This is a genomic window from Saccharothrix longispora (assembly GCF_031455225.1).
GTDB lineage: Bacteria > Actinomycetota > Actinomycetes > Mycobacteriales > Pseudonocardiaceae > Actinosynnema > Actinosynnema longispora.
In genome coordinates this window covers 5,912,307-5,924,370 of sequence record NZ_JAVDSG010000001.1, presented here as the reverse complement: position 1 = coordinate 5,924,370, position 12,064 = coordinate 5,912,307, and the positions used below count along the sequence as shown (strand labels likewise).

The 12,064-nt window shown below is 75.0% G+C and carries 12 protein-coding genes; 6 read left to right on the top strand and 6 right to left on the bottom strand.

Going from position 1 to position 12,064, the window contains the following annotated elements:
* Positions 1 to 50: 50 nt before the first annotated feature.
* The 4 genes from J2S66_RS24850 to J2S66_RS24835 are packed head-to-tail and all read left to right on the top strand — an operon-like array spanning position 51 to position 3,893.
* On the top strand, positions 51 to 554 hold the full coding sequence (locus tag J2S66_RS24850) for a YbaB/EbfC family nucleoid-associated protein (protein WP_310309706.1): 504 nt from the start codon (positions 51 to 53) through the stop codon (positions 552 to 554).
* Positions 551 to 859, top strand: coding sequence for a hypothetical protein (locus J2S66_RS24845; RefSeq protein WP_310309705.1), 309 nt, complete (start codon positions 551 to 553; stop codon positions 857 to 859). Before J2S66_RS24850 ends, J2S66_RS24845 begins: the two co-directional genes overlap by 4 nt.
* A gap of 14 nt (positions 860 to 873) precedes the next feature.
* Entirely contained in the window at positions 874 to 3,618 is a 2,745-nt protein-coding gene (locus tag J2S66_RS24840) for a glycohydrolase toxin TNT-related protein (protein WP_310309703.1), read from the top strand.
* Complete coding sequence (locus J2S66_RS24835) at positions 3,615 to 3,893, top strand: hypothetical protein (protein ID WP_310309701.1); 279 nt, start codon at positions 3,615 to 3,617, stop codon at positions 3,891 to 3,893. Before J2S66_RS24840 ends, J2S66_RS24835 begins: the two co-directional genes overlap by 4 nt.
* Here the strand turns inward: J2S66_RS24835 and J2S66_RS24830 are convergent.
* On the bottom strand, positions 3,880 to 5,154 hold the full coding sequence (locus J2S66_RS24830; RefSeq protein WP_310309700.1) for an ATP-binding protein: 1,275 nt from the start codon (positions 5,152 to 5,154) through the stop codon (positions 3,880 to 3,882). The genes J2S66_RS24835 and J2S66_RS24830 overlap by 14 nt on opposite strands.
* Complete coding sequence (locus tag J2S66_RS24825; RefSeq protein ID WP_306748696.1) at positions 5,154 to 5,819, bottom strand: response regulator transcription factor; 666 nt, start codon at positions 5,817 to 5,819, stop codon at positions 5,154 to 5,156. The genes J2S66_RS24830 and J2S66_RS24825 overlap by 1 nt, the downstream gene beginning before the upstream one ends.
* A gap of 39 nt (positions 5,820 to 5,858) precedes the next feature.
* Here J2S66_RS24825 and hisN point away from each other — a divergent pair, with 39 nt between their 5' ends.
* A complete protein-coding gene (gene hisN, locus J2S66_RS24820; RefSeq protein WP_310309699.1) occupies positions 5,859 to 6,647 on the top strand; it encodes a histidinol-phosphatase in 789 nt (262 codons plus the stop codon).
* Between the two features lie 156 nt (positions 6,648 to 6,803).
* Here the strand turns inward: hisN and J2S66_RS24815 are convergent, their stop codons facing one another.
* The 3 genes from J2S66_RS24815 to J2S66_RS24805 are packed head-to-tail and all read right to left on the bottom strand — an operon-like array spanning position 6,804 to position 10,304.
* A complete protein-coding gene (locus J2S66_RS24815; RefSeq protein ID WP_310309698.1) occupies positions 6,804 to 7,358 on the bottom strand; it encodes a GtrA family protein in 555 nt (184 codons plus the stop codon).
* Positions 7,359 to 7,362: 4 nt separating this feature from the next.
* The gene (locus tag J2S66_RS24810; protein ID WP_310315058.1) at positions 7,363 to 7,878 is read right to left on the bottom strand and encodes a GtrA family protein; all 516 of its coding nucleotides are present in this window, start codon (positions 7,876 to 7,878) and stop codon (positions 7,363 to 7,365) included.
* 35 nt (positions 7,879 to 7,913) lie between these two features.
* Complete coding sequence (locus J2S66_RS24805) at positions 7,914 to 10,304, bottom strand: sigma-70 family RNA polymerase sigma factor (RefSeq protein WP_310309697.1); 2,391 nt, start codon at positions 10,302 to 10,304, stop codon at positions 7,914 to 7,916.
* A 229-nt stretch (positions 10,305 to 10,533) separates the two neighbouring features.
* Between J2S66_RS24805 and J2S66_RS24800 the strand changes: the two genes are divergently transcribed.
* Entirely contained in the window at positions 10,534 to 11,259 is a 726-nt protein-coding gene (locus J2S66_RS24800; RefSeq protein ID WP_310309695.1) for a GGDEF domain-containing protein, read from the top strand.
* A 107-nt stretch (positions 11,260 to 11,366) separates the two neighbouring features.
* Here the strand turns inward: J2S66_RS24800 and J2S66_RS24795 are convergent, their stop codons facing one another.
* A complete protein-coding gene (locus J2S66_RS24795; RefSeq protein WP_310309693.1) occupies positions 11,367 to 11,849 on the bottom strand; it encodes a ricin-type beta-trefoil lectin domain protein in 483 nt (160 codons plus the stop codon).
* Positions 11,850 to 12,064: the final 215 nt, after the last annotated feature.

Sequence of the window (12,064 nt, the reverse complement as noted above, 5' to 3'; positions counted from 1 at the left end):
AACGCGCGACCGACGACCATGCCCGGCGACGGTTCGAACCGGAGGTGGCCGTGACGACCGATCACCGCGCCCAGGTGGACGAGCTGCTGGCCGACTACCGGCGCAGCCGCGACCAGTTGGCGTCCGTGCAGCGCGACCTGGCGACGGTGTCGGGTGCGGTGACCAGCCCGGACGGTTCGGTGACCGCCGTGGTCGACGCGCAGGGCACGCTCACCGACCTGGAGCTGGCCGACCACGCCTATCGGATGCGCCCCGCGCAGCTGGCCCGGCTCATCCTGCGCACCGCCGCGGAGGCCGCGGTCGAGGCCGCGGAGCGCACCTACCGGGCGTTGAGCCCCGTGCTGCCCGCCGGCACCGACCCGGAGGCGCTGGTGCGCGGCACCGCGGACCTGCGCCCGGAGGAGATCCGGCCGCCCGAACCCGCCCGCCGGCCCGCCGTCGTCGACGACGAGGACTTCGAGCAGCGCGACTGGCTCGACGTGGACGCCGCGACCCCGGTCGTGGGCGGTCCGCGCGCTACCGCCCCGAGCGCCACCCCGAGGAGAACGAGATGAACGGGTTCCGGACCGACCTCGCCCGCCTCACCGAAGGGGCGCAGGACTTCGGCGCGTTCGCCGAGCGCGCCGGGAAGATCGCGGCCGACCTCGGCGCGACGCTCGACTCGCTGGGCGCCTGCTGGGGCGACGACGCGATCGGGCAGAGCTTCGCGGCGAGCCACGTGCGGCCCGCCGGTGACGTGCTCGCCGGGCTGAACGGCCTGGGCGGTGGCTTCGACGGCGTCGCGGAGCGCTTCGCCGGGACGGCCCGCACCTACCGCGAGGTCGAGGACGGCAACAGCACCGCGCTCGGCGCGATCTGACTCAGGGGGCCGTGATGGGGATCGAGCTGCCGGCCGAACTGGCCGAGGTGGCGGCGAAGGCCGGCGTGGTCTGGCCGCAGGCCGACGAGGACGCGCTGCGCTCGTCCGCCGTCGCGTGGCGGGAGGCGGGCGACCGGCTGACGACGCTCGCCGGCGAGGCCGACGGGTCGGCGGGCACGGCGCTCGCCGCGATGTCCGGCGCGGCCGGCGAGGCGGCGCGCGGGCACTGGAACGCGTTCACCGCGCCCGACGGCACGCTGAACACCGTGCTGCGCGGCTGCACCGCCGCGGCCGACCGGTTGGACCACGCGGCCGAGCAGATCGGCGCGGCCAAGGTCGAGCTGGTGCGCGAGCTGGTGAACCTCGCCAAGAACAGCGACGCGGCGCAGCAGGCCGCCAACGCGGGCAACCCCTCGGCGCTGCTCGGGCTGGACACCGCCGTGCGCGGTGCGGCGCTCAACGTCGCCCACCTGACCGACGCGCTGGCCAGTGCGGTGCGGCTGGACAGCGGCGTGACGATCGTCGGCCACCAGCCGCCGGTCGACACCAACCCCGGTGTGCACGGCCCGGCCGACGGCGCTCCCGGTTCGCACGGGCCCGGTGCGCCCGGTTCCCACGGCGGCCCCTCGCAGGGCGGTCTGCTGGGCGGCGGTCTGCTGGGCGACCTGCTCCCCGGCGGTTCCCCGGCGGACGGCCAAGGTCAAGGTCAGGTACCCGGTGCGGGCGCGCCGCCGGCCGCCGGTCCCGGGACCGGCGGCGACCAGGGCGGCGGCCGGGGTGGCCCGCTGGGCGGCCTGCTCCCCGGCGGGAACTCGCCCGGTCTCGTCGGCGGGATCGTGGACGGGGTGGTCGACACGGTCGACGCCGTCGCGAAGCCCGTCGTGGAAACCGTCGGCGCGGTCGCACCGCCGGTCGCGGCCGTGGTCGACCCGGTGCTCGACCGGACCGGTGACGTCGTGCGCGGTGCCGGCGACGGCGTCGACCGCACCGTGGGCGCGGTGGCCCCCGCCCTCGGGCCCGACAACGGCCCCGGCCACGGTGGTTCCGGTGGTCACGGCGGTTCCGGCGGCCACGGGCAGGGTGGTCACGGCCAGGGCGGCCAGGGGCAGGGCGGTCACGGCCAGGGCGGTCACGACGGCCCCGGCCAGGGCGGCGGCCCCGGTCCGGTGGGTCGGATCGGCGACGCGGTGAACCAGGTCGTCGGCGGCGCCACCGGCGCGGTCGCGGACGTCGTCACCCGCGCCGAAGGCACGGTCAGCCAGTCCTCGGCCGCCGTGCTGGACCGGCCCGCGGTGCACGCGGACACCCCGCACGCCCCCGCGCAGCAGCCCCCGGCCCCGGCCGCGAACCAGGCCGCGCCGCAGGGACCTGCGTTCGGCGGTCCCGCCGGCGGCACGCCCACCGCGGCCCCGGCGGCCGGTGCGGCGGCGGCAGCGGCGGTCGGCCAGTCCCCGGCGGCGAACCCCGGCACGGCCACCCCCGGTCAGCAGACCCAGGGACAGCCCGCCCAGGCCGCGCCCAAGTCCGACGTCCGCGCCGGCCAGCCAGGCCAGTCCGGTCAGCCCGGTCAGACGCCGGGGGGTCACGCCTCCGCCCAGGGGCCGGCGCAGGCCCAGGGCCAGTCGCAGGGCCAGAACCAGGGCCAGAACCAGGGCCAGCCTGCCAGGACCGACGTGACCGCCAAGACCGACGCGGCCGCCAAAGCCGCCGGGTCCGCCGGAGCCGGGGCCGCGGGGTCCACCGGCCTCGCCCAGGGCGAGACCACGGCGGTCCGCGACGACCGCGACGACCGCGAACCCGATCGGGACGTCGACCTGGACGACCTGCGCGCCGCCGTGGCGAACGCGGGTGACGCCGCCGCCGGCGCGGTGGCCGACGGGGCGCTCGCGTTCGCCGTCGTGCCGATCCCGGTGCGCGGCCCGGTGCTCGACCGGTCGCCACTGCTCCCCGCACCCCGCCAGGCCGCCGAACCCGAGGCCGAGGAGGACGACGTGCCGCCGGTGCCGGCCGCGTCCACCGCGCAGCCGACCACCGAGGCGGCCGCGCTGTTCCTCGCGCACGTCTTCCCCGGCGGGATGCTCCCCCGCCCGCGCACCGCACCCGCCCGGCAGCTGCCCCCGCCGTCCGGTGAGGCGGCGTTCGCCGCGGGCCTGCGCTTCGAGCCGCAGAACCACCCGGACGGGCACGTGGTCGACGCGTCCGCGCAGCCCGGTGTGGACCTGCTGCACGGCGACCGGCTCCGATCGCGCCTGTCCGGCGACGCGCACGACGCACCGTCCACCGACCCGGTCCCCGCCTGCCTGCGCCCGCGCCTGGTCCTCGCGCCCGGCGGCGAGCCGGACCCGGACCTGCTGGCGGGCTACGACCCCCAGGCCGGGGCGCACGAACGCGAGTGGGACCGCCGGTTCCTGGTCCGGGCGGACCCGCCCGAGTACGCGTGGCCGCCCGGCGAGCTGTTCCCCGAGGGCGGGTACGAGGCCGGCCAACCGGGCGTGCTCGCCGCCGGCGTGGAGCTGGACCGCTTCGGCGGTCCCGAGGGCCGGGTGCTGTCCGAGCGGGGCACGCCGTTCCCGGAGCGGTCGCTGCCGCCCGCGCTCGCCTCGGCCGGCTACCACCGCTACCGGGTGACCCGCGTGCTGCCGGTGTGGTTCACGCTGTCCGCCGAGTGGTTCGGACAGCCTGGTGGCGGCGTCCGCTACCGGACGACCTACCCGGTGGCGGACCTGCTCGCCCTGGGCTACCTGGAGGAGATCAGGTGAACGTCGAGTCGGTCCTGGGCTGGCTTCTCGCGGTCGGCGTGCCCGCGGAGGTGGTGTCGATCGGGTCCGAGGCCGACAACACGTGGTGCCTGCTCCAGACCGGCGAGGGCTTCGAGGTGTTCTGGCGCGAGCAGGGCAACCGGTACGACTGGGCGGCGTTCACCAGCGAAGACGTCGCCTGCCACTACCTGTTCGGCCGCCTGGTGTGGGCGCAGGTCGTGCGCGGCGCCGTGGGTGTGCTGCCGCCCGCCGACAAGGCCCCTAACGGGGCGTGAGGTCGGTCCGCCAGGACACCCCGACCACGTCCTCCGCCTTCGGCACGGGCAGGAACACGGCGAACGTCGCGGGCCGGGCGGTGGACAGCTCCAGCCGGCCGCCGTCGGCGTCGACCAGGGCGCGCGCGAGCGCCAGGCCCACGCCCGTGGAGCCGCCGCCGGACACGCCGCGCTCGAAGATGTGGTGGGCCAGCTCGTCGGGCACGCCCGCGCCGCCGTCGGCGACCTCCACGACCACGGTCGCGTCGTCGCGGCGCGCGGACACCGTGACCGGGCCCTCGCCGTGCCGCAGGGCGTTGTCCAGCAGCACGCCGATCGCCTCGCGCAGCCGGGCGGGCGTGGCCCGGGCCAGCAGCCCCTCCGGCACCCGCACCCGCAGGGCCCGGCCGACGCCGCGCAGCGGTTCGCGCCACTCCTCGGCGATCGCCGACAGCTCCGCGCCCAGGTCGAGCGGCTCCGCGCCGACCGCGCGCGCGGCCCGTGCGGCGGCGAGCATCTCGTTCAGCACCTCGCCGAGCCGCTCGGCCTGCTCCAGCGCGGCCCTCGCCTCCGTCGCCGCGTCCGGTTCGGGGTGCAGCGACAGCGCCTCCAACCGCAGCTGCAACGCGGTGAGCCTGCTGCGCAGCTGGTGCGACACGTCGCCGACCAGCTCGCGCTCCCGCTGCACCAGCTGGGCCAGCGCGCCCGCCGACTTGTCCAGCGCGTCGGCCACCAGGTCCAGCTCGGGCACGTCGTGCCGCCGGTCGTCACGCCGGAAGTCGCCCGCGCCGAGCCGCGCCGCGCGGGCCGCGACGTGCCGCAGGGGGCGGGCGAGCTTGCGGGCGGTGACCGTGGCGACGACCGTGCCGGTGCCCACGGACAGCACGACCAGCAGCACCACCAGGGCCGCGACCTGGTACTGCGCGGTGTGCATGGGGGCCGACGACACCTCCAGCCGCACGGTGCCCTGCTGCGCGATCGGCAGCTCCACGGACAGCGCGTCCGGACCCGGCGTCGTGCCGAACTCCCGCACGCCGCTCGCCGACCTCACCACGAGGTGGCCGCCCTCGGGCACGCCGACCTGCACGGGTTCCAGGTCGATGGGGCGGCCGTTGGCGATCTGGTCGTCGATGAGCGCCGCGATCTGCCGCGCGCGGGACGCGAGGTCGCCGCGCGCCCCGTCGTCGACCAGCCGCAGGGCGGTGTAGCCGAGCGGGATGCCCAGGGCGATCCCGGTGACGGCGACGGCCAGCAGGATGGCCCGCAGGATGCGGCTGCGCATCAGTCGGCGGTGTTGAAGCGGAAGCCGACCCCGCGCACGGTCGCGATGCGGCGCTCCACGGTGCGGGTGTCACCGAGCTTCCGCCGCAGCCACGACATGTGCATGTCGAGGGTCTTGCTGCTCTTGAGCTCCGGGTCGTTCCACACCTCGGAGAGGATCTCGTCCCGGTGCACGACCTGGCCGGCGCGCTGGATCAGCACGCGCAGCAGCTCGAACTCCTTGTTCGCGAGCTGCACCTCCTGGCCGTCCACGGTGACGCGGCGGGCCGCGAGGTCCACGCGCACGCCGTTGACCTCCAGCGTGCCGGGGGCGCGCCGGCGCAGCAGGGCCCGGATGCGGGCCATCAGCTCCGCCAGCCGGAACGGCTTGGCCACGTAGTCGTCCGCGCCCGCGTCGAGGCCCACCACGAAGTCCACCTCGTCGGACCGCGCCGTGAGCATCAGCACGGGGATGCCGCGCCCGCCCGCGCGCAGCCGGCGGCACACCTCCAGGCCGTCCATGCCGGGCAGGCCCAGGTCGAGCACCAGCAGGTCGATGCCGCTGTGCGTGGCGGCGTCCAGCGCGCCCAGGCCGTCGCCGACGACCTGCACCTGGTAACCCTCCCGCTGGAGGGCCCGGGACAGGGGTTCGGCGATGGCCGGGTCGTCCTCGGCCAACAAGACCACGCTCACGGCACCCAGCGTAGGCGTGGCACGATCCCGTGCGTGTCAGACCTTCGTGCAGACCTGTCCCTGGCCCTGCGGTTGGCCGACGAGGCCGACGCGATCACCACGGCCCGGTTCCGCGCCCGCGACCTCGTCGTGGAGCGCAAGCCGGACCGGACGCCGGTGACCGACGCGGACGTGGCCGTGGAGGACGCGATCCGCGCCGTGCTGGCCGTCGACGCGCCGGGTGACCAGGTGGCGGGCGAGGAGCGCGGCGGTGCGGTGGGCGCCGGGCGCGCGTGGGTCGTGGACCCGATCGACGGCACGAAGAACTTCCTGCGCGGTGTGCCCGTGTGGGCGACCCTGATCGCGCTGGTGGTCGACGGCACGCCCGTCGTGGGCGTGGTGTCGGCCCCGGCGCTGGGCCGCCGCTGGTGGGCGTCGACCGGTTCGGGTGCCTTCACCTCCGACACCTCCGGCACCCGCCGGATCGCCGTGTCGGGGGTGTCCGACCTGGCCGACGCCTACCTGTCGACCACGCACCTGGGCACGTGGACGCAGTACCACTCGCGCGAGGCGTACCTGGCGCTGGTCGACGCGTGCTGGGAGAACCGGGCGTTCGGCGACTTCTGGCAGCACTGCCTGGTCGCGGAGGGCGCCATCGACGTGGCGGCCGAGCCGATCGTGAACCCCTGGGACGTGGCCCCGTTCCAGGTGCTGGTCCGCGAGGCCGGCGGCCGGTTCAGCGACCTGACGGGTGCCGAGCGCTTCGACGGCGGCAACGTCCTCTCCACCAACGGCCACCTCCACCGCCCAGCCCTGACCATCCTCGCCACCCGCGAGTCGTAAACCGGGACCGCGCGAGTCGTAAGTTCGCGCACCGCGAGTCGTAAGTCCAGCCCCTGCGCGTTCGCACTCGGGCCGACCGGTCGGTATGCGGACCGGCGATCTCGCGGTGCGCGAACTTACGACTCGCGGTGCGCGAACTTACGACTCGCGCGGGGGTCAGGAGTGGCCCAGGGCTTGTTCGTCCTCTTCGGGGAGGTCGTAGGCGCGGGTCACGCGGCGCGGGCGGGCGCCGGCGTCCGGGAAGACCCACTTCTTGTAGCCGTACCAGCGGAACGCCATGCCGATCAGGGTGCCGATGATCTGGGCGCTGACGAAGTCGGCCACCTCCTCGCCGACCCGGCTGATGTTCGGCTCCTGGAGGTCCAGCAGGTAGCGCGACACCCACAGCGGCGCCGAGTTGAGCACGATGCCGATGCCGTTGACCAGGAAGAACAACGCCGCCTCGTGCCGCCGCTCACGGCCGCCGCGGGTCTTGAACGACCACTCGCGGTTGAGGACGTACGACACGATCGTGGCGACCAGGGTGGCGATGATCTTCGCCGTCACGGGGTGCTCGGTGAGGACGATCGACTTCAGGCCGATGAAGATGGCCGTGTCGATCACGAAGCACGTGCCGCCCACGACGGCGAACTTGAGCAGCTCTCTGTGCTTGAGCGCGAGCGAGCGCAGCGGTTCGGGCAGGCGCAGGACCACGTTTTCGACTACGGACACCCGGTCAGGCTACTTCGCGCTGCTCCGCGACGACGTGCAGCGGCCGGACCGAGGGACGTGCGTCGGCCTGGGGGAACACGAACTTCCGCATCGCCCAGAACTTGAACCCGGTCGCGAGCAGCATGCCGATCACCGACCCGGTGACGAAGTCCGCCACCTCCGAGTGCAGGTCGAACACGTGCCGCGACACGTACAGCGGCAGCAGGTTCACGCCGATGCCGACACCGCTGACCAGGAAGAACAGTGCGGCCTCGTGGTGGCGCTCACGCCCGCCGCGGGTGTGGAACGACCACTCGCGGCTCAGCACGTAGGACGAGATGACCGCCACCAGCACGGCGATGGCCTTCGCGGTGACGACCTTGTCCTGGAGGAACGTGAGCTTCAGCGCGTACCAGACGCCGTTGTCGATGACGAACGTGGTGCCGCCCACGACGGCGAAGCGGATCAGCTCGCGGTGCTTGCGGACCAGGAACCGGACCGGTTCCGGGAGGAGCCCCAGCACCTTGCGCACGAGTGGCAACACCGGGGCAGGTTACCGACCCCGTGACGAGTCGATCACGAAGGGGTGCGGCACGGGAGGGGCAGCAGGTCGCCCAGCAGCGGTGGCCACAGCGGTATGACCGGTTCGCACGGTTCCAGCCGGTCAGCGGGGGTGGGCTCGCTCGGCGTGGGCCCGTTCGGGGGGCTCGTCGGGGACCCCGGCGGGGGCTCGGTGGCGGGTGGGGGCTCGGTCGCGGGAGCCGTCGGATCGGTCACGCGGGGCGGCTCCCCGGACGGCGACGTCGGCGTGGTCGACCGGGTCGTGGTCGACGGCGGCGTGGTCGTCGTCGGCGGCGTCGGACGGGTCGTGCTCGGCTCCGTCGTCGGGGTCGGGGTCGGGGTGCCGGTCGGCGGGTGCCCCGGGTGTTCGCCCGGACGGGTGAAGACGGTGACCGTCTCGCTCGCGGTCGCGGCGCCGAGGGTCGCGGTGATCGTCACCGCGCCGCCCTTCCGGCCCCGCTCGTCCGACTCGCCGGTCGATCGCGACGGCTGCTCCTGGTGCCACGACGTCCGGAGCGCCCACACCGAGAGGCGGAACGACTCGCCCCGGTCCAGCGGCGCCTCGCAGACGATCCGCCGGTCGGACTTGGCGCACCCCCTGGTCAGGGTGATCAGGTGGACGTCGCCGGACTCCACCGCGAGGGTCAGGGGACCGGGGCGGCCACCGGTGTTGGTGACCTCCACGTCCACCCGGGAGCTCCAGTACTCGTGGTGCCACCGGGTGACGTCCACGTCGAGGTCCAGCGCGTCCTCGACCGGCGTGACCTCGACGTCGACCTCGACGTCCACGCTGAGCGACGTGCCCGCGGTGACCGTGCCGGTGATGCGGCCGGTCATCGCCTCCCAGTCGGCCTGGAGGCGGAAGACGAACGTCGCCGTGCCGCCCGGCGCGATGCCCTGCGGGGTGGCGCACGAGACCGCGCCCACGGCCGCCGGGCAGTCCACGGTCTGCTCGGGCAGCCCGTCGAACCGCACGAGCCGCCCGCCCGCGAACGAGGCGGGACCGCCCACCGACCGCACGCCGGGTGGCAGGACCAGGGCCGCGCTCGCCGGCTGCGAGGTCGTCTCACCGGTGTTGCGCACGACGACGGGCAGGGCGACCGGGTCCGCGCCGGGTGTGAGCGCGAAGCCGCTGGGCACGGTCGGCACCAGGTTCGGCGGCGTGGGTTCCGGCTCCGGCTCGGGTTCCGGCTGTGGTCCGGGCTGCGGCGCCTGCGGTTCGGACGTGGGCGCCGGCTCGCCGGTCGGAGCGGGTTCGGTGGTGGTCGTGGGTTCCGTGGTCGTCGGAACGGGGTCGGTGGTCGCCGGTTCGGTGGTCGGTGCCTGCGTGGTCGGTGCCTGCGTGGTCGGCGGCGCCTGCGGCGGGGTCCGCGTGGCGGACGTCTCGACCGGTGCGGTCTGGGCGGCGGGCAACCCCTGCTGCTCACCGCCGGACGCCAGGCCCACCGCCACGGCCACGACGAGCGCGGCCACCGAGGCCGCCGCGCCGAGGAACTGGCGGGGCACGGAGCCGAGCGCGTTGGTCGCGCCGCCGCTCGACCCCGCGGACCCGGCCGCCGCACCCGTCGCGGCGGCAGCGGCGGCCGTGGCGGCCTTCGCCGATCCCGCGCCGGCCGCCGCCAGGTACCCGGTGGTGCCGACACCCAGCACCAGGGGCGCGATGATCCCGCGCAGCGCGCCGTTGACATCGGCCAGTTCGGCGGCCAGCGCCCGGCAGTTCCCGCACTCGTCCAGGTGCGCCTCGACCTGCGTGGTCTCCCGCTTCGACAGCCCGCCGCGGGTCCACGCGCCGAGCCTGTCGGCGGTCGCGTGGCACCGCTCGGCCTGCGTCTCGGCCAGGTGCACCTGCAAATACGCCTGCTTGAGGCCCTCGCGGGCACGGTAGGCCAGCGCCGACACGCCGTTCGCGGACAGCCCCAGCAGCGGGGCGACCTCGGCGGGCGACTGACCCTCGACCTCGGTGTGCCACAGCACGGCCTGCCAGCGCTCGGGCAGCCGGGCGAACGCCTTCGCCGCCATCGACCGCTCCAGCCCGGCCACGGCGGTGTCCGTGAACGGCACGCTGGTCGCTTCCGGCGCGACCTCGGCCACGTCGTCGGCCAGCTGGACCTTCTTGTCCCGGCGCGTCTTGTCGTAGGCGGTGTGCCGCAGCGCGGTGAGCAGGTAGGCGCGGAACGCCGTGTCCGGGCCGCGACCCGCGCGCAGCGTGTCCAGCACCTTCGCGAACGCGTCCGACACCAGGTCGTCCGCCTCCGCCGCGGACCTGGCGAGCTGGCGGGCGAGGTTGTACGCGGCCCCCACGTGCCGTTCGTAGAGCTGCCCGTAGGCGTCGATCGCCCCGCCTCGGACGGAGTCGATCAGCTCCGCGTCACTCGGTCCGTGGACGTCCGCAGGAACTGCCGCCACCTGTGATTCCCTCCTCGCGCGGCGACAGTCTGACGCACCGGGTCGGGCGTCGTCACGCACGACTACCCAACTGTGTCCTGGTTCTGCCGTCATGGACGAACGCCGGCGACGTCTCGTGGTCGACGGACGACGGCGAGGAGGCATCCGGGTGGGTGTTCGGGAAGCGGTGGTACGGCGTTCCGGCGCTGACAGGTCGCGCGCGCTGCGGTCGAGGTGGCGCACGGCCTCGATGGCCGCCGGCTGGGTGTTCCCGGCCGACTGGCCGGTGGACGAGGTCGACCGCGTCTGCCGCGCGGTCCTCGGACCGCAGGACCCCGCCGAGGAGCTGTACCGGCTGGGCGGTGCGCGGGCCCGGGCCGGGACCGGCCTGGCCGAGACGCTGCTGGACCTCGCGGCGCTGCACGCGGTGCTCGTCGAACCGCCCGGGTCCACCGGGATCGTCTCGCCCGACGTGGACGCCGTGCCGGCGCGCATGCTCCGCGCGACCGCGCTGGGCTGGGGTGACGTGGTGAGCGAGCAGGCGGGCAGCTGCGCCGCGGACAACCCGCTCACCGGCCTCGCGACCTCCGCCTACCTGCGGACGCGGCTGCGCGAGGTGTACGCGGAGGCGCGCGTGGCGGGGCGGCAGGACCACGTGCTGGTGCTCGTGTCGATCGACCTGAACCGGGTGTCCGGCTGGTCGCGGGTGGTGGCGATGACGCTGCTGGCGGACGCGTTGAAGGAGGTCTTCGACGCGGGCGAGACGCTGGCCTCGGTCGGGCCGTCCACGGCGTGCGTGCTGCTCAGGCGCGACGGGCGACTGGCGAGAGCCGTGGTCAACCTGCGCCTGCTCACCGCGCACAGGTTGGCCGTCGACCCCCACGTCGCGCCCACCGGCCCGGCGAAGGTGTGGCTGGAGCAGCTGCCGGGCACCTACGACGAAGCGGCCCGGCTCGTCACCGCCCTCGGACGCTGAACCCGTCGGACGCTGAACCCGACGGACGCCGAACCGGTCGTCCGACCCCGCACGCGCGAAGGGGCCGGGCCGCGCGGCCCGGCCCCTTCGCGCCGAGGCGCTCCCGGCTACCGCCGGTGGATGATCCAGCGCTGGTCGGACCGCTCACGGTCGCACGGCGCGAGGACCAGTTCCGTGTAGACGCCGTTGTGCGTCACGCAGTGCCCGGTCCTCCCCGACTCGAACAGCCAGGAGTGGTAGCCGTCGTGGGAGCGGCCGACCCACCGCTGGTCCTCGGAGCCGTCGCAGGGCCGGCCCGCCAGCTTCCCGTCGATCGCCGTCGCGCACCACCCGTGCATCTTGTCCCTGATGGTGCCGTCGTCGGAGATGAACCACGTCTGGTTGTCCTCCCCGTGGCGGGGGTGGGGGATGATCGGGTACTGGGGGTCCCAGGCCCAGTTGGTCTGGTCCCACACGTCGCCCGGCCGCGTGACGCTCTCCAGCACCCACTCGTCCTGCCGGGTGTCGGGCTGGACGGCGTTGGAGGTCGGCGCGATGAGCAGCGCCGAACCGGCCACGGCGACGGCGGCGATGAGTCGTCCGAGTTTCATGGTCTTCCTTCGGTGTCGTTGTCCACGTGCACCGTCGAGTACAAGCGCCGGACGGGACCCCCGCGCGCCGGGAACAACCATGGTGGTGGGAAATGACCCGTCCGGTCGGCGCGGACGCCGTACCGGTCACGGGCGCGGGACGTGACCGGCACCCCGCCGTGCGTCTTGACAACCTCCAGGTGTTCCTGAACGGTGTGTCAGTGTCTTAGTTGACT